Raw genomic sequence first — 16,345 nt, 5'->3', positions numbered from 1 at the left:
GAGTTCCGCCCATGTTCTGCAAGACCTACCACGCCACCCACCCGGACATGATGGACGGCGCGAGCAACGATCAGCTGCGCGACCGCTACCTGATCGGCAACCTGTTCGTCGCCGACACGGTGCAGCTGAACTACTCGCACAACGAGCGCTTCGTGATCGGTGGCGCCGCACCGGTGTCGCAGAAGGTCGACCTGCCGCGCCAGACCGAGCCCGCGTCGGCGGCCGGCAAGCCGTTCCTTGAGCGCCGCGAGCTGGGCGTCATCAACGTTGGGGGCGGCGCCGGCAAGGTCACCGTCGACGGCACGACCTACGCGCTGGGCCCGAAGGATGGCCTGTACGTGGCCATGGGCAGCACCGACGTGGCATTCGAATCCGACGACGCGTCGAATCCCGCCAAGTTCTACCTGACCTCGACGCCGGCGCACGCGCGCTTCGAGACCAAGCAGCTCTCGATCGAGGATGCCGTCGCGCTCGAGCGCGGAGCGCTGGAGACGAGCAACGAGCGCACGATCTACCAGTTCATCGTGCCGGCGACCTGCCAGTCGTCGCAGCTGCTGCTGGGCCTGACCGTGCTGAAGACCGGCAGCGTGTGGAACACCATGCCGCCGCACCTGCACGACCGCCGCAGCGAGGTCTATTTCTACTTCGACCTGGCCGACAACGACCGCGTCTACCACTTCATGGGCGAACCGGACGCGCAGCGCCACATCGTCGTGCAGAACGACGAAGCCGTGGTCTCGCCGCCGTGGTCGATCCACATGGGCTCGGGCACCAGCAACTACGCCTTCATCTGGGCGATGGGCGGCGAGAACCTGGACTACACCGACATGCACGTGCTGGACATCTGCCAGCTGAAGTGACGGGCGTGCCGTAGAGCCGAGCTTGCTCGGCTGAACCACCATCCGAAGCCGATGCATCAAGCGCAGCGGAGCAAGCTCCGCTCAACCAGAAGCGCACCACACCGAGGGAATCCACGATGGCAAGCAATCCGTTCAGTCTCGAAGGCAAGATCGCGCTGGTCACCGGCGCCAACACCGGCCTGGGCCAGGGCATCGCCGTGGCATTGGCCGAAGCCGGTGCCGACATCGCCGCTGCCGGCATCGTCGAAGCCGCCGAGACCGGCGAGAAGGTGCGCGCCCTGGGCCGTCGTTTCCTCAACCTGGAGGCGAACCTGATCAGCATCGATCCGGTGGAACGCCTGGTGAGGGAAACCGTCGAGGGCCTCGGCGGCCTCGATATCCTCGTCAACAACGCTGGCCTGATCCGCCGCGCCGACGCGGTGGACTTCAGCGAGAAGGACTGGGACGATGTGATGAACGTCAACATCAAGTCCGCGTTCTTCATGTCGCAGGCCGCCGGTCGCCACTTCATCGCACAGGGCAGCGGCAAGATCATCAACATCGCCTCGATGCTGTCGTTCCAGGGCGGCATCCGAGTGCCGTCGTACACGGCCAGCAAGTCGGGCATCGCCGGCATCACACGCCTGCTCGCCAACGAGTGGGGCGCCAAGGGCATCAACATCAACGCCATCGCGCCGGGCTACATGGCGACCGACAACACCGCGCAGCTGCGTGCGGACGAAGACCGCAACAAGGCGATCCTCGACCGCATCCCGGCCGGGCGTTGGGGCGAACCCTCCGACCTGGGGGGCACGGCGGTGTTCCTGTCCTCGCGTGCATCGGACTACGTCAACGGCGCGGTCATCCCCGTCGATGGCGGTTGGCTGGCGCGCTAACGCGCGCAGTTGCTGTGCCTCTCTGTAGGAGCGACGTAAGTCGCGACCGCAGAACCAGGAGAGCAGTGGACGCGGATTGATACGGAAAAGGCGGAGGGCGCCTTCGCCTTGAGCGGCTTCGATCCTTGCCGGAGCGTCTTCCGGCTTCGCGGTCGCGACTTACGTCGCTCCTACACGGGCTTCTGCACACGTGTTGGCGAATACCGGAGACTGGCAATGATTCGCTATTTTCTGATGATCGCGCTCTGTGCCTGCGCTGCGCAGGCCAGCGCGCAGGCGCAGCGCCCACGCCAGGTCTTCATCGCAGGCGACTCCACGGCCAGCGCCTATGGCCCGGAACGCGCGCCGCGCGAGGGGTGGGGACAGCAGTTGCAGGGCTTCCTCGACCCGAAGGCATTCGTCGTGCGCAACCATGCGCAGAGCGGGCGCAGCGCGCGCAGCTTCATCGCCGAAGGCTGGTTCGACGGCATGGCGAAGGACGTGCGCAAGGGAGACGTGCTGCTGATCCAGTTCGGCCACAACGACGAGAAGATCGAAGACCCCACCCGCTACAACGAGCCGCAGCGCGCGTTCCCGGAGTGGCTGATGCGCTACGTCGACCTCGCGCGTGCGAAAGGCGCCACGCCCATCCTGGTGACGCCGGTGGCGCGCAGGAAATTCGATCGCGGCCAACTGCTCGATACGCATGGCCTGTACGCACAGGCCGTGCGCGACCTGGCGCAGCGGGAGCGCATCGGCCTCATCGACCTGACCACCCTGAGCATGGATTGGCTTCGAGCGGCCGGCGACGAAGCGAGCAAGGCCTACTTCATGCACGTGCCGGCGCAGGACCAGCAGGACGACACCCACTTCCAGCAGCGCGGCGCAGTGATGGTGGCGTGCCTGGTGGTGGGAGGCTGGAAGCAGGTCGATCCCGCGCTCGTTGCGCACGTGACCCGCGATACGGACTGCGGCGCGCCCGCGACCGCGCTGGCCGACCGCAAGGCGCAGCCGAACCCGTCGCTCATCGTGCACGCGCGCGACATCGCCGTGGAGCAGCCGGGACCGCACGGCGGCGCGGGCACCACCACGGCGTATCCCTTCTTCCGCGACGCGCCCGCGCTTGGCTTCGAGTTCCGCAGGCGCGTGCTGCACAAGGGTGCCGGCATCGGCCTGCACCAGCACCACAAGGACGAGATCTATTACGTGCTCAGCGGGCGCGGCGTGTACGAGCTGGATGGCGTCGCGCGGGCGGTGGAGGCCGGCGACGCGATGCTGACCCGACCTGGCAGCACCCACGCGATCCGCCAGGACGGCGGGGAAGACCTGGTGCTTCTGATCATGTACGGGAAGAAGCAGGAGTGAGGAGAGAAATGAGGCGTGGGTAAAGGCGGGCTCCCGCTCACGCCTCACTTCTCTCCACTCACTTCTCGCTCGCGGGCGCCGGACGATCCCAGCGGCGGTAGGTCGCATCCAGGGCGCTGCGCAACCGGCGATACGGCGCGCTGCCGGGTTCTGCCTGCAGGCGGGCCGCGACGGCCTTCCAGCCGCCTTCATGGTCGCGCGACCACTCGCGCACGACGGCACGACAGGGTTGCCCCACGATCTGCGCCAGCGCGCAGGCCATGAAGATGTCCCCGGCTGTCCAATCGGGCTGTTGTTGCATCGCTTCGACATAGGCGCGCGGGACAGCGTAGTAGCGCGCCATCTCGTCCGCGAACGCTGCCGGATAGCGGCTGGCGTACTCGTTGATGTCTGCCAGGTGACGGTCGACCGACGCATCGCCACTGGCAGGCGTGTAAGCGTCGGGCGCCGCATCCTGCGCGACCGTCGGCGCGACGGATGCCCATGCGAGCGAGCACAGCAGAACCGGGGTCAGCAGCATGCGTTTCATCACCACACCATTGTGCCCCACCCTACGGCTGGCCACCCGCCGGATCATGCCTCCGGCGTCGCTTCGATCCGGGCCACGGCCGCCGCCAGCCCGCTGGCATCCTCCACCACGTGCAGGCGCGGCGCGTCCGCAGCGACCCCATGCTCGGCCTCCAGCGCCCAGGTGACGTGGTAGGGCATGTGGATGCCCCACCCCCCGAGGCCCAGGACCGGTTCGATGTCCGATCGCAGCGAATTGCCGACCATCGCGAAGCCGGACGGCATGACATCGAGTTCGCGGAGGACGCGCGCGTAGGTCGCTTCGTCCTTCTCCGAGACCACCTCGATGCGGTGGAACAGGTCGGCCAGGCCCGACTGCGCGATCTTGGCTTCCTGGTGGAACAGGTCGCCCTTGGTGATCAGGACGATCTCGTGGTCGGCCGCGATCCGCTCGACCGCGTCGCGGATGCCCGGCAAGAGGTCCACGGGATGCTGCAGCGTGGCGCGTCCGATCTCGATGACGCGATGCAGGTCGCGCGCGCTGATGCGTTCTCCTGTGACCTGGATGGCGGTCTCCAGCATCGACAGCGTCATGCCCTTTACGCCGTAGCCGAAAATCTTCAGGTTGCGGCGCTCGACCTCCAGCAATTGCCGGTGCATGCCGGCATCGGCCAGGTCGACGTAATGTCCGAGGATCGCTTCGAAATCGGCTTCGGCCTGCCGGTAGTAGTCCTCGCTCCTCCACAGCGTGTCGTCACCATCGAAACCGACCCAGCGGATGCGTGCCATCGTCTGCCCGTCCTTCACCTTCCACGAAGGCCGCGAAGGATAGCAGTCGCGCCGCGTAAGCCCATGAAAACGGCCGCCTGCAGGAGGCGGCCGTCGTGTCATCGATGAAGTACTGGCGGATGCCGCACTCAGCCGCCGGACGTCGCGGGCGGAGCAGTGCCATCGGCCGGCGGCGGGGTGGTTTCCGGCGCGTTCGGATTGGCGGGGGGCGGCAGGGTCGGATCGGTCGGCGGAGTAGCGGGGTCGGTCGGCGCCGGCGCGGGCGGCGTCATGTTGTCCGTCGGCGGCGCCGTTTCCACAGGCTCGGGAGCACTGGGTGGCGGCGTGTCTTCCGGTTTGGGACCACAGGCGGTCATCAGGCCGGCGCTGGCCAGTGCCAAGCCGAGACCCAGGGTCAATCGTCGCGGGGAATTCAGTTTCATGGCGTTTCCTCCATGCGGTGGTTCTGGGAGAGGGGTACCTCAGGGCGTGCCTTGGACATGTATCGCGTATTCGTCGGGGCTCAAACGGCCATCCGCATCCTTGTCGAGGGTGCCGAAGGCCTGGGCGAGCGGTGGATCGACCGCAGCCTCGTCCTTGCTGATGGCGCCGTCGGCATTCTGGTCGAGTTCGTCGAAGGGTCGGGGTGCGGGCGCAGGGGTCGAAGCAGCCTGCGTCGGGGTCTTGTCGGCACGGTCCGACGCGTCCTGTGCGTGCACCGACGCGGCGGCCGACAACAGCAGTGTCAACGCCATCGCCACTCCGGCGACGCCTGCAGTCGATTTCATGCTTTCCTCCTTGCGGAGCGTGGCTCCGGAAAAGCGAAGGACGGCCCGAAGGCCGCCCCTCGATGAGGTTGCGCCGGTGCGCTGCGCGGCATTACCCGGCTGTTGCGATGACTTACTTCTGCTGGTCGCCGTAGTTCTTGCTCACGAACGCCTTGTACTCATCGGCGGTCAGCGAGCCGTCCGTGTTGGCGTCGGCCTGGTCGAACACCTGACTCAGGCCCGGATTCGCGCCAGCTTCTTCCTTGCTGATGTTGCCGTCGCCATTGGTGTCGACGTCAGCCCAACCCTGCTTGGCCTGCGTGGCGCCCGCCTCGGTGCTCTGGGTCGGGGTGGTCGCCGAACCCGCGGCCTGCTCTGCGCTCTGCTCGGTCTGCTGCGCCTGTGCGGCGTCGTCGGTCTTTTCCTGCGCGAATGCCAGCGGCATGGCCAGCGCGGCGCTCAGGGCGACCAGGGCGATCAGCGGCTTGCGGTTGTTATTCGTCATGTCAGTGCTCCGTTCTGTGGGAGTGCGTCCGATTGCGCACGGCCCCACCTTGCCGCCGTTGTTCTGAACGAAATTTGCGTCGCGAAATGAACGTGCACGCGTGCTTAACCACGCCGGCGGCGGCTTCGACTAAACCGGTGTTAGGCACACGTGAGCGCGATGTCAGGGCGGCATCCAATCCGTGATGCGGCACCCTGTTTGGCGTTACGCATCCGTTTTTTCGTCGGCAGCCTGCGCGCTCGCGCTTTCGATTTTCTTGCTGAACCAATGCCAACCCAGCACGACACCCGTCAGCGCACCCGCGATTTCCAGTACCACGCGCGTGCCGAGCCCGTCGGGATCGTGGATGCCCTGCAGCGCAATGCGCGCATACAGCGGCGACTCGAGCCGCGCGATGCCGAGGTAGAACATGTTCCAGACGTCCACGCCTGCGCCGATCACCACGGCCGACAGGCACGACCAGCCGATCGCATGACCCATCGACCCGCGCAGGCGGGCACAGAGCGCATTCCAGAACAGGAAGCACAGCACGCCGATGAGCAGCGCGATCGCCCCCGCTTCGACTGCGCCCAGGACGCCGTAGTGGAGCGGCAGGTTCATCCGGGGCGACCGGGGATGGCAGGCAGTACGACGGCACGCATGGAGGATTCCCGATAAGCGGGCAGCGCCCGCCGGAGAAGCGTAACCGAAGCCCGGGCATCGCCAGTGCACGGCTGGCAAGATGGCGGCTTTCCAACTGCCGGGTATCTCCATGACACGCATCTTGCTGGCCGGGGCGACCGGCCTCGTCGGTGAGGCCGCGCTGCAGCGTGCACTGGCCTCGGCTCGCGTGGAGCAGGTCGTCGCGCCGACGCGCCGACCGCTCCCTCCGCATCCGAAACTGGTGAACCCGGTCGTGGACTTCGACGCACTGCCCGCCGATGCGGACTGGTGGCGCGTGGACGCAGTGGCATGCGCGCTGGGCACGACGATTCGCGATGCCGGTTCGCAGGAGGCATTCCGGCGGGTGGACCACGACTATCCGCTGGCGATCGCACGCCGTGCGCATGCCCAAGGGGCCATGGCATTCGCCTTGGTATCGGCGATGGGCGCGGACGCGCGTTCGCGCATTTTCTATTCGCGCACCAAGGGCGAGGTGGAAGAGGCGCTCGCCGGTATCGGTTTCACCTCGCTGACACTGCTACGCCCCGGCTTGCTGGGTGGCGAGCGCAGGCAGCATCGCGGCGGTGAGCGCCTGGCGCTGCGCGTCATGGGCGCGCTGGATGGCGTGCTGCCGGCCCGTTACCGCGTCGTGCCCGCCAGCCGCGTCGCCGACGCCTTGCTGGGCGCGGCGCTGGAAGCGTCGCCGGGCACCCGGGTCATTCGTTCCGAGGAACTCCTCGCCTGACGCCGCCGTCAGGCGCCGGGATCATCGGCCAGCACCTGCACGCCATCGGCGAGGATGCGGTACTCCACGGCCGGTACCGCGGCCCCGGACGTTTCCTGCGCGGTATGCCCCTGCGCATCGGGCGACAATTCCACTCGGGACAGTACGCCATGCACCTGCGCCTGGCCGCGGACATCCTTCGGTACATAGAAGTCGTGGTCGCCCAGCAGCACGCGCGCGCCCTGCCCTTCGTCTTCCAGCATCACCCAGCACCCCTTCTTCTGGCAGACGTCGACCACGCGCCCACTGAACACCTTGGCCTGCCCGGCATGCGAACCGGGGTCGGCCAGGGCAGCGGCGAGCGGCACGACCGGGCCGGCGGGGAGGTCGGCACCGAACTTTTCCCACTGCGGAACACCCGACGCCATGGCCGTGCCTGCCACCATCCACAGTCCCGCGATCGCCCAACGACGCATGTGCCTGTCCTCCGCCCGTGTCGACGCGATGATACGTCGTGGCCGCACGCTACTGCAGCAGGCCGTGCGGCAGCACCTGCAGGGGATGCAGGCCGGCGATGGCCAGGACAGCGGCGGCAGCGCGGTCCAGCGTCGCCTCGTCGGGGTCGTCGATCACCAGCAGTATCTGGCCCGCGTCGATCTGCGCCTCGTAGTCGCGACGGACTTCGCTGGGCACCGCCGATCCGGCAAGCGAGGCGGCCCACATGCCGACACAGCCGCCGATCACCACGCACACGGCCACGCCGGCAGGGTGGATACCGACGGCGGGGACGAGCATGGCCGCGCCCCCCAGCAGCAGGCCGAGCACGCCGCCTCCCACCAGTCCTCGCAGGGCGGCCGCCTTGAAATCGATGGGCGCGGCTTCCTTCTCGCGGTCGGGCACGTGCTGGACTTCGATGTCGGAGCGACCCACGAGCGCAGCGTGGTCAGGATGGATGCCGGCGTCGACGGCGCGGCGAAGGGCCGCTTCGGCCACCGCAACGGACGGTGCACTGAATACGCGACGATGCTTCATGGCGTTCTCCTGCCCGGCGCGGAACGACCGGGCCCGGGCGACACGCTAGGCGCGTGCGCGCGCACATCGGGTGAAGATCCAGCGGCGGAGACCGAATCTCCGCACGACGGGCGCGCTACAGCGCCGGACGCTCCGGCGCCGCTTTGCGGCCCAGCGCGCGCAGGTACAGTTCGTACAGGGCGGTCACCTTGGACACGTACTCCTGCGTCTCCGCATACGGCGGGACGCCTCCGTACCGCGAGACCGTACCGATACCCGCGTTGTAGGCAGCGGCCACCAGCGTCAGGTCGCCCTTGTAGCGGCGCATCAGCGCGCGCAGGTGTCGCGCGCCGGCATTGATCGATTCCGCGGAGGAATACGGATCGGCGACACCGTATTCCTTCGCCACCTCCGGCATCAGCTGCATCACCCCCATGGCACCCTTCGGCGAGAGCGCCTTCGCATCGAAGTCGCTTTCGGCGTGGGCCACCGCGCGCAGCCACGCATCATCGACGCCGGTCTGCCGCGCGGCGGCCTTGAACTCGGACGGGTAGCGGTCCAGCCGGGGCTTGCCCACCTTGCCCAGTCCCGGGTGCGCGGGCTCGCCGGGCGGCGTCTGCACGGTGAACTTCAGGTACGGCGTGGAGCCCGGCAGGTTGCGGGTGGAATAGACCTTCTGGCCGTCCTGGTCGCGCTCGTACAGCGTGCCGCTGAACACACCCATCGAGCCCCACAGGTTCGGCGTGCTGACGGCATTGTCGTCGATTTCCTTGGCCGTGCACTTCGAGCCGGGCTCCGGCGCCGTGGCCAGGCTGACCGTCCCGCCCTGCACGCAGCGATACACCGTGCGCGCCTCGGCGCCGGCACTGGCCAGGGCCAGTACCGTCAGCAGTACGCCGGCGGAGGAGCGCAGGAAGGGCATGGGCGGCGGATTCTAGGGCCGGGAAGCTGAAGGACAGCCTGAATCACGCACGTGACGCCGATGGTCGGCCAGACCCGGCGCCCTCCCTGCTGCGCCGCAGCAGCCAAGCGCGTAAAATGCCGGCCCTCACTCACCGCACCCCCTTCGGAGCACGCAATGGGCCTGGATCTGGTCACCGCCGGCAAGAACCCGCCGGACGAAATCAACGTCATCATCGAGATCCCGAAGGACGCCGAGCCGGTGAAGTACGAGGTGGACAAGGCCAGCGGCGCCATCTTCGTCGACCGCATCCTCTCCACTCCCATGCGCTACCCCTGCAACTACGGCTACGTCCCGCACACCCTGTGCGGCGACGGCGATCCGGCCGACGTGCTGGTCGTGCTGCCGCTGCCGCTGATCCCCGGCTCGGTGATCCGCTGCCGCCCGGTTGGCGTGCTGCGCATGAGCGACGAAGCCGGCAGCGACGAGAAGCTGCTGGCCGTGCCGGTGGACAAGGTGTTCGCCGGCTACAGCCACATCAGCGACATCGACCAGGTCAGTCCGCACTGGCTGGAGCGCATCGGCCACTTCTTCGAGCACTACAAGGATCTGGAGAAAGGCAAGTGGGTCAAGCTGGACGGCTGGGGCAACGCCGCCGAAGCCAAGGCCGTGCTGGTCGACGCCATCGCCCGCCAGGCCGCCCAGCCGGAAGACGAGAAGCACAAGTTCTGAGCGCCGCGCGAACGGATCCGCGCATGAGAACTGGAAGGCCGCCCCCGGGGCGGCCTTCTTCGTTCAGGGAGTGTAGCGTCGCGAACGTAGGGCGGTTCACTCTGCCCTGCGTGCGGGCGCCTTCAGGATGGTCAGCCCGATGAGCCGCGACACCACCACGGCGATGTACATCACCCCCGCGAATTGCTCCAGCATCACCAGCGCGCGGGCCTGCGGCAGGATCGGCACCACGTCGCTCAGGCCGACCCCGGAAAGCAGGCTGAAGCTCAGGAACAGCAGTTCCATCCAGCTGCGCGCCGAGGTGGGATCGACGGCGGCGGTGAAGCTGCCCGGGTACCACTGCTGGCAGACCGAGAAGGCGAACGCGAAGGCCCACGCCAGCAGCGTGAACGTGGCGCCGGCGGCGAAAAGCTCGTCGCTGGTGACCGAGTGGTCCTGCAGCATGTACGCGATCAGACTGCCGGCCGTGTAGAAGTACAGTGCGCTTTCCAGAAGGTGCGCATAGATGCCGAGCGATGGCTGGTCGAGCAACGCGGACGAGACCGACAGCAACACCGCAGGTACCGCCAGCGACCAGGCCAACCAGTTGACCGCCGCACTGCGATTGACCACCCACAGCGCCAAAGCGAGCACCAGGATGCCGAATGCACCGAACAGAGCCCGGCCCGCCTGGGTGTCTTCCATCACCGGGTACAGCAGGATGCCGGCCAGCTGGACGATCAGCAGGAACGCGCACGGATGACGACGCGCGCGTACCAGCCAGCGCAGCCAGCTCCAGGGGGTCGTCACGCCGCGTGCCTCATTTGAAGTGATGGACCAGCGCGTAGTAGATCACGTAGATCCACGACAGCAGGCCGTGGACGATGGCCCAAAGCAGCGACTTGTTCGCGCTCCAGGAAATGGTGATCGCCAGGGCCGTGCCGAAGCCGATGCCGGCCTTGGCGATGCCGCTGCCACCCGCTTTCACTTCGACACCGCCGCCGGCGCGCCGGACCCGGCGCGATAGGGATAGCGGAGGAATATTTCCGTGATGGCGGCGTCGATCTTCGCGCCGCGCTCTTCCGGCTTGGTGCGCCCGACGCGTCCGACGGCCACGCCGGTCCAGACCAGTCGGTTCTGCTTCGCGTCCACCAGATCGACGTTCAAGGTGCCTTCGGTGTACTTGTAGACATCGGTGCGGTCGCGCCAGTACGGCACCGCCACGTAACGACGCGCGCGGTAGCTGTAGTAATAGTCGTAGTCGACTTCCGGCGTGCTGACCACGCCGGTCTTTTCCTGCATGTAGGCGTTGAGGTTCACCCACAGGTCGGGCGAGGTTTCGTCGTACACGTAGCCGCGCGCTTCCATCTGGGCGCGGGCGGCATCCTTGGTGCGCCCGCTGGTCAGCGTGGCGTAGCCCTGGCTCTCGATCGCCAGCGGCGAATAGAAGGCAAAGGTGCGGTACTGGCCGAAGTTGGCGGACGGATCGACCTCGCTGGTGATCCGCGGGCCCGTGGCGCACGCGGCGAGCAACAGGACGCCGGCGGCGATCATCCAGCGGCCGGCATGGCGGGCGAATCGGATCATGATCGTTCTCCTGGCGGGGGACGCCGCCATGATGGCGGGCGTCCCGTGAACACTACGCGTTCGGCCCGGGTGCGGATGCACCCTGCGCTGCCGGCTCAGCCCTGACGATACACCTGGGCGCCCTGCGCCAGGAATTCCGCCGACTTCTCCGCCATGCCGGCTTCCAGCGCCGCCTGCTCCTCCACGCCATGCTCGGCCGCATAGTCGCGCACGTCCTGGGTGATCTTCATGCTGCAGAAGTGCGGTCCGCACATCGAGCAGAAGTGCGCCAGCTTGTGCGCATCCTTGGGCAGGGTTTCGTCGTGGAACTCCTTCGCCTTCTCCGGATCCAGGCCCAGGTGGAACTGGTCTTCCCAGCGGAACTCGAATCGGGCCTTGCTCAAGGCGTTGTCGCGCACCTGCGCACCCGGATGGCCCTTGGCCAGATCGGCCGCATGCGCGGCAATCTTGTAGGCCATGATGCCGTCGCGCACGTCTTCGCGATTCGGCAGGCCCAGGTGCTCCTTCGGCGTGACGTAGCAGAGCATCGCCGTGCCGTACCAGCCGATCATCGCCGCGCCGATCGCGCTGGTGATGTGGTCGTAGCCCGGCGCGATGTCGGTGGTCAGCGGGCCCAGCGTGTAGAACGGCGCCTCGCCGCACTCGCGCAGCTGCTTGTCCATGTTCTCCTTGATCAGCTGCATCGGCACGTGGCCGGGGCCTTCGATCATGCACTGCACGTCGTGCTTCCACGCGATCTTGGTCAGCTCACCCAGTGCTTCCAGCTCGCCGAACTGCGCGGCGTCGTTGGCGTCGGCGATGCAGCCGGGGCGCAGGCCGTCACCCAGCGAGAAGGCCACGTCGTAGGCCTTCATGATCTCGCAGATGTCTTCGAAGTGCGTGTGGAGGAAATTTTCCTTGTGGTGCGCCAGGCACCACTTGGCCATGATCGAGCCACCGCGCGAGACGATGCCGGTCACGCGCTTGGCGGTCAGCGGGACGTGGCGCAGCAGCACGCCGGCGTGGATGGTGAAGTAGTCCACGCCCTGCTCGGCCTGCTCGATCAGCGTGTCGCGGAAGATCTCCCAGGTCAGGGCTTCGGCACGGCCGTCGACCTTCTCCAGCGCCTGGTAGATCGGTACCGTGCCGATCGGCACCGGCGAGTTGCGGATGATCCACTCGCGCGTCTCGTGGATGTGCTTGCCGGTGGACAGGTCCATCACCGTGTCGCCGCCCCAGCGGATCGACCACACCAGCTTCTCCACTTCCTCGGCGATGCCAGAGGACACCGCGGAGTTGCCGATGTTGGCGTTGATCTTGGTCAGGAAGTTGCGGCCGATGATCATCGGCTCGCTTTCCGGATGGTTGATGTTGTTCGGCAGGATCGCGCGTCCGCGCGCGATCTCGTCGCGGACGAATTCGGGCGTGATGAACGTCTGGATGCTGGCGCCGAAGGACTCGCCGGGATGCTGCTTCAGCAGCATCGCGTCGCGCACCGCGTCCAGCCGCTGGTTCTCGCGGATGGCGACGTACTCCATCTCGGGCGTGACGATGCCGCGGCGGGCGTAATGCATCTGGCTGACGTTGGCGCCTGCCTTGGCACGGCGCGGCAGGATGCGCCCTGGGAAGCGCACGCCGTCGAGCTTGGCGTTGGTTTCGCGCGAGCGGCCGAACTCCGAGCTGAGCGCCGGCAGCTGCTCGGTATCGCCGCGCTCCTCGATCCACTTCGCACGCAGCGCAGGCAGTCCCGCCGCCAGATCGATGGTCGCGGCCGGATCGGTGTACGGACCCGAGGTGTCGTAGACGGTGACCGGCGGATTGTCCTCGCCGCCGAAAATGGTCGGCGTCTGCGTCAGCGCGATCTCCCGCATGGGGACCTGCAGGTCCGGCCGCGAGCCCGCGACGAAGATCTTCCGGGACCCGGGAATGGGACGGGTAACGGATTCGGAAAGTTGCCCGGTCTGCTGGAGCAGGTCGGCGGCGGGCTTGGGAATGGCGTTCATCGGCATCGTCCTTTTGAATCCCCGCACGTGGATGTGCGGGCTCTTGCGAGGGATTCGCATCACGGGACGAAGCGGCGGCGCGGCGGCGGACGGATGGCGAGCCCACGAAGGGCGACACGGCAACGCGGCGCAGCCTGCGAAGCTTCCCTACGCCGGTCTCAACCGGATCAGGTTCGAAGGGTCTGTCTCAATCACCGGCCAGGCCGGCGATACCCCCGCTTCTCTGGCTATTAAACCCGTATTTCCGCGCGCTGTCATGCCACCGCACTTGGCGACGGCGGAGCCCGCGGTTACGCTGCCGTAAGGGGAACGTGCCTACACGGAGTGGCAATGATCAGGGGCGGACTGGCCGCGTTGGCGGCGTGGGCGTGGCTGTGCACCGCAACGACGGCCGCCACTGAGACGCGGGTACCCGTCGCAGCGTTCGCCACCAGCAACGCGATGCACTCGCCCCAACTGTCACCGGATGGCAAGCATCTGGCCGTCTCGGCGGAACTGGGTGAGGGCCGGTATGCGTTGCGCATCTACCGGCTCTCGGACTTCAGTCTGACAGCGACGCTGAACTTGCCGCGGTTCGAACTGCCCACCCAGGTGCGCTGGGTCAGCGAGCGCCGACTGATCATTGCCAAGGGTCGCAAGTACGGCAGCCGCGAAGCGCCGCTTCCCACCGGCGAGATCATCGCCACCGACGCGGACGGCAAGAACCAGGACTACATCTTCGGCTACCAGCGCAGCCTGCGCCTCACCGGCCTGGAACCTGGCTTCGGCGCCATCGAAGGCCTGCCGGCTCAGCCCAACGGCCGCTTCTATCTGCGCAGACTCTCTATGAGTACGCGACGCTCGCAGCTGTACGACGTCGATACCGAGAAGGGGACCGCACGCAGGGTCGCCGACATCCCGGTCCGCGATCTGTCCTTCACCCTCGACGACCACGGTGTCCCTCGCTACGCGCACGGCACGGACGACCACGACAACTACCTGCTCTATCTCGCCGATGCGCAGGGCCAGAACTGGCAGCCCGTCCCTCCTGAGCGCATGGGAGGTGAGTTCGTGCCGATCAGCCTCACGCCGGATGGCCGACAAGCCTACGCGTTGCTCAGCGCGGACGGCGGTCCGACGATGCTGGTCAAGGCCGACCTCGATGGTGGGAATCGACAGGTGTTGGCCCGGGATGCGTTCGCCAGCATCCTGGATATCGAATGGACACCCCCGCCGTTCCAGCCCTTTGCCGCCGTCATTGGCGCCGGGACACCGCGCACCGTCTACCTGAATCCGGACTCCCTGGAAGCGCAGTTCCACCAGGCATTGGCCGGGAGCTTTCCGGGTCAGTTGGTGAGCTACATCAACCACAGCAGCGACGGCGACAAGACGCTCGCCTACGTCTACAGCGATCGTAATCCGGGGGTCTGGTACCTCTTCGAACGTGGCGAGCGCCGCGTCACCTCGCTGCTGCTGAGCCGCGAGGGCTTGCAGGCCGAACAGATGGGCGAGCGTCGCGCGATCCGCTTCAAGGCCAGCGATGGCCTGGAGTTGGCGGGATTCCTGACCCTGCCGGCGGGTGTCGAGGATCCTCGGGGTCTGCCCATGGTGCTGCTGCCGCATGGAGGACCGCACGGCGTCAGCGACGGATGGACGTTCGACACCGACGCACAATTTCTGGCCAGCCGCGGTTACCTGGTCCTGCAGGTGAACTTCCGCGGCTCCGGGGGGAGGGGCTACCGCTTCGAACACGCAGGTTACCGGCACTGGGGAACGCGCATGCAGGACGACCTGCTCGACGGCGTGCGCTGGGCGATAGGCCAGGGGTTCGCGGACGCCTCGCGCATCTGCGTCTACGGCGCCAGCTTTGGCGCGTACTCGGCCATGATGACGGCGGCCAAGGCGCCGGAACTCTTCAAGTGCGCGGCCGGCGCTTCGGGCGCATACGACCTGAAGATGGTGCTGAGCAAGGGCGATATCGGGGATACCCGGTGGGGCCGCAATTACCTCGATCGCGTGATCGGATCCGATCCGGAGCTTTTGCGCACCCATTCCCCCATCACGCTCGCCTCGCAGATCCGCATGCCGGTGCTGCTGGCCCATGGCGAACTCGACGAACGCACGCCGTTCGCACAAGCCAAGGCCATGAAGGCAGCCTTGGAGAAGGCCGGCAATGCCCCGCAGTGGATGGCGGTGCCCAAGGAAGGGCACGGCTTCTACAGCGACGACAACAACATCGCCTTCTATCAAAAACTCGAGGCATTCCTGGCGCAGCACATCGGAGCGGCCGCACCATGATTCGTGGAAGGCTCGCGAGCCGTACCTAGGGTTGGCTCAGCAGTTCCAATCCATCAGTGGGCTGCCGATCCGGCACCGTGAATCGCTGCGCATCGCCGAACTCCGGCCACCCCGCCCGCAGCGCGGCCATCACTGCCGGGGCGGCCTCGTGGGCCTCGAGCAACCACGCCGCGAACTGCTGGCACGGCACGTCGGCCGCGGGGCGGCACAGCAGCGGGCCGGGCGGAATGGGCTGCGATCGCCACAGCTCGACCACACCGGCTGGCCGGTCGGCGTCGTAGACATCGGCTGCGAGTCCAGCGACGTCTGCCCCTCCCGTCGCCACGGCCTCCAAGGCGGCCGCATGGGAACCGGCGTAGGCAAGATGACCGAAGGCTTTTGCAGGCTCCAGACCGCGGCGGCGCAGTTCGCGCACCGGCACGAAACCACCGGAGGCCGAATCGCGGCCGACGAGTATCAGTCGCAGAGTCTTCGCCTGCCGCTCCAGTTCGCCCGGCGCTTCGAGTCCCTGCCGAGCGATCAGCACGGCGCGGTAGCGGTCCGCCTGCAGCGCCGGCACCTGCGGCACGGGCAGGGTCGTCAGCGTTTCGCTAGCGCGCCGCGCCTGCAGGTACCCATGCAGGTTGGGGACGGCCACGTCGACCTCACCACGCCGCAGTGCATCGACGAGCGCAGTCGGCGAATCGAACAGGCGCACCTGCACCGGATGCCGCGCGCGTAACCCCAAGTAGTCGGCCAACGGCTGGATGGCCGCCGCCCGGTCGCGTTGCGGATACGCGTAGGTCGCAATCACCCAGGGCCGCGGCGGCGTCTCCTGCGCCCACGCGGGCAGGACCGACAGCAGCGACAGGACGACGAACAGGAAGACGTGGGGCATCCCGCTA

19 protein-coding genes, 1 pseudogene and 1 riboswitch are annotated in these 16,345 nt (G+C 67.4%); of the genes and pseudogenes, 6 read left to right on the top strand and 14 right to left on the bottom strand.

Annotated features, from left to right (window positions below):
* The first annotated feature begins 11 nt into the window (after nt 1-11).
* The 3 genes from kduI to CYU89_RS05915 all read left to right on the top strand — a co-directional run bounded on the left by kduI (nt 12) and on the right by CYU89_RS05915 (nt 3,079).
* Complete coding sequence (kduI, locus tag CYU89_RS05925) at nt 12-860, top strand: 5-dehydro-4-deoxy-D-glucuronate isomerase (RefSeq protein WP_296279339.1); 849 nt, start codon at nt 12-14, stop codon at nt 858-860.
* Between the two features lie 116 nt (nt 861-976).
* Nucleotides 977-1,735, top strand: coding sequence for a 2-dehydro-3-deoxy-D-gluconate 5-dehydrogenase KduD (gene kduD, locus CYU89_RS05920; protein WP_296279338.1), 759 nt, complete (start codon nt 977-979; stop codon nt 1,733-1,735).
* A gap of 234 nt (nt 1,736-1,969) precedes the next feature.
* A complete protein-coding gene (locus CYU89_RS05915; RefSeq protein WP_296279820.1) occupies nt 1,970-3,079 on the top strand; it encodes a cupin domain-containing protein in 1,110 nt (369 codons plus the stop codon).
* Between the two features lie 58 nt (nt 3,080-3,137).
* Here the strand turns inward: CYU89_RS05915 and CYU89_RS05910 are convergent, their stop codons facing one another.
* The 6 genes and pseudogenes from CYU89_RS05910 to CYU89_RS05885 all read right to left on the bottom strand — a co-directional run bounded on the left by CYU89_RS05910 (nt 3,138) and on the right by CYU89_RS05885 (nt 6,226).
* The gene (locus CYU89_RS05910; RefSeq protein WP_296279337.1) at nt 3,138-3,608 is read right to left on the bottom strand and encodes a hypothetical protein; all 471 of its coding nucleotides are present in this window, start codon (nt 3,606-3,608) and stop codon (nt 3,138-3,140) included.
* Between the two features lie 44 nt (nt 3,609-3,652).
* Nucleotides 3,653-4,375: an HAD family hydrolase gene (locus CYU89_RS05905; protein ID WP_296279336.1), complete on the bottom strand. Its 723-nt coding sequence runs from the start codon at nt 4,373-4,375 to the stop codon at nt 3,653-3,655.
* A gap of 128 nt (nt 4,376-4,503) precedes the next feature.
* Nucleotides 4,504-4,797, bottom strand: coding sequence for a hypothetical protein (locus tag CYU89_RS05900; protein ID WP_296279335.1), 294 nt, complete (start codon nt 4,795-4,797; stop codon nt 4,504-4,506).
* A 69-nt stretch (nt 4,798-4,866) separates the two neighbouring features.
* A pseudogene (locus CYU89_RS05895) lies at nt 4,867-5,025 on the bottom strand (calcium-binding protein); the annotation flags it as partial.
* A gap of 229 nt (nt 5,026-5,254) precedes the next feature.
* A complete protein-coding gene (locus CYU89_RS05890) occupies nt 5,255-5,626 on the bottom strand; it encodes an EF-hand domain-containing protein (RefSeq protein ID WP_296279333.1) in 372 nt (123 codons plus the stop codon).
* A gap of 204 nt (nt 5,627-5,830) precedes the next feature.
* The gene (locus CYU89_RS05885) at nt 5,831-6,226 is read right to left on the bottom strand and encodes a hypothetical protein (protein WP_296279332.1); all 396 of its coding nucleotides are present in this window, start codon (nt 6,224-6,226) and stop codon (nt 5,831-5,833) included.
* Between the two features lie 151 nt (nt 6,227-6,377).
* Here CYU89_RS05885 and CYU89_RS05880 point away from each other — a divergent pair, with 151 nt between their 5' ends.
* On the top strand, nt 6,378-7,013 hold the full coding sequence (locus CYU89_RS05880; RefSeq protein WP_296279330.1) for an NAD-dependent dehydratase: 636 nt from the start codon (nt 6,378-6,380) through the stop codon (nt 7,011-7,013).
* An 8-nt stretch (nt 7,014-7,021) separates the two neighbouring features.
* Here the strand turns inward: CYU89_RS05880 and CYU89_RS05875 are convergent, their stop codons facing one another.
* From CYU89_RS05875 to CYU89_RS05865, 3 genes are all read right to left on the bottom strand, one after another.
* On the bottom strand, nt 7,022-7,468 hold the full coding sequence (locus CYU89_RS05875; protein ID WP_296279328.1) for a DUF4920 domain-containing protein: 447 nt from the start codon (nt 7,466-7,468) through the stop codon (nt 7,022-7,024).
* Nucleotides 7,469-7,517: 49 nt separating this feature from the next.
* Nucleotides 7,518-8,024, bottom strand: coding sequence for a hypothetical protein (locus CYU89_RS05870; protein ID WP_296279327.1), 507 nt, complete (start codon nt 8,022-8,024; stop codon nt 7,518-7,520).
* 115 nt (nt 8,025-8,139) lie between these two features.
* Nucleotides 8,140-8,925, bottom strand: coding sequence for a lytic transglycosylase domain-containing protein (locus tag CYU89_RS05865; protein ID WP_296279325.1), 786 nt, complete (start codon nt 8,923-8,925; stop codon nt 8,140-8,142).
* Between the two features lie 156 nt (nt 8,926-9,081).
* Here CYU89_RS05865 and ppa point away from each other — a divergent pair, with 156 nt between their 5' ends.
* Nucleotides 9,082-9,636 carry an inorganic diphosphatase gene (ppa, locus tag CYU89_RS05860; protein WP_093295280.1) on the top strand — a complete coding sequence of 185 codons (555 nt, stop codon included), beginning with the start codon at nt 9,082-9,084 and terminating at the stop codon, nt 9,634-9,636.
* A 96-nt stretch (nt 9,637-9,732) separates the two neighbouring features.
* Here the strand turns inward: ppa and CYU89_RS05855 are convergent, their stop codons facing one another.
* The 4 genes from CYU89_RS05855 to thiC all read right to left on the bottom strand — a co-directional run bounded on the left by CYU89_RS05855 (nt 9,733) and on the right by thiC (nt 13,184).
* Complete coding sequence (locus CYU89_RS05855) at nt 9,733-10,425, bottom strand: ion channel (RefSeq protein ID WP_296279318.1); 693 nt, start codon at nt 10,423-10,425, stop codon at nt 9,733-9,735.
* Nucleotides 10,426-10,435: 10 nt separating this feature from the next.
* Entirely contained in the window at nt 10,436-10,603 is a 168-nt protein-coding gene (locus CYU89_RS05850) for a hypothetical protein (RefSeq protein ID WP_296279317.1), read from the bottom strand.
* Nucleotides 10,600-11,202, bottom strand: coding sequence for a DUF4136 domain-containing protein (locus CYU89_RS05845; RefSeq protein ID WP_296279316.1), 603 nt, complete (start codon nt 11,200-11,202; stop codon nt 10,600-10,602). The genes CYU89_RS05850 and CYU89_RS05845 overlap by 4 nt, the downstream gene beginning before the upstream one ends.
* 95 nt (nt 11,203-11,297) lie before the next feature.
* Nucleotides 11,298-13,184, bottom strand: a complete 1,887-nt coding sequence (gene thiC, locus CYU89_RS05840; RefSeq protein WP_296279314.1) for a phosphomethylpyrimidine synthase ThiC — start codon at nt 13,182-13,184, stop codon at nt 11,298-11,300.
* A gap of 126 nt (nt 13,185-13,310) precedes the next feature.
* A riboswitch (TPP riboswitch) is annotated at nt 13,311-13,411 on the bottom strand.
* Nucleotides 13,412-13,514: 103 nt separating this feature from the next.
* Here thiC and CYU89_RS05835 point away from each other — a divergent pair.
* Entirely contained in the window at nt 13,515-15,461 is a 1,947-nt protein-coding gene (locus CYU89_RS05835) for a S9 family peptidase (RefSeq protein WP_296279312.1), read from the top strand.
* Nucleotides 15,462-15,486: 25 nt separating this feature from the next.
* On the opposite strand, the gene CYU89_RS05830 is transcribed toward CYU89_RS05835, so the two are convergent.
* Nucleotides 15,487-16,338 (bottom strand): PhnD/SsuA/transferrin family substrate-binding protein, encoded by an 852-nt coding sequence (locus tag CYU89_RS05830; RefSeq protein WP_296279311.1) that lies wholly within the window; start codon nt 16,336-16,338, stop codon nt 15,487-15,489.
* Nucleotides 16,339-16,345 lie beyond the last annotated feature (7 nt).

This window comes from Pseudoxanthomonas sp. (genome assembly GCF_002863005.1).
GTDB lineage: Bacteria > Pseudomonadota > Gammaproteobacteria > Xanthomonadales > Xanthomonadaceae > Pseudoxanthomonas_A.
Note: the sequence above shows the minus strand (reverse complement) of the source record. Positions and strands in the feature narration are given on the sequence as shown.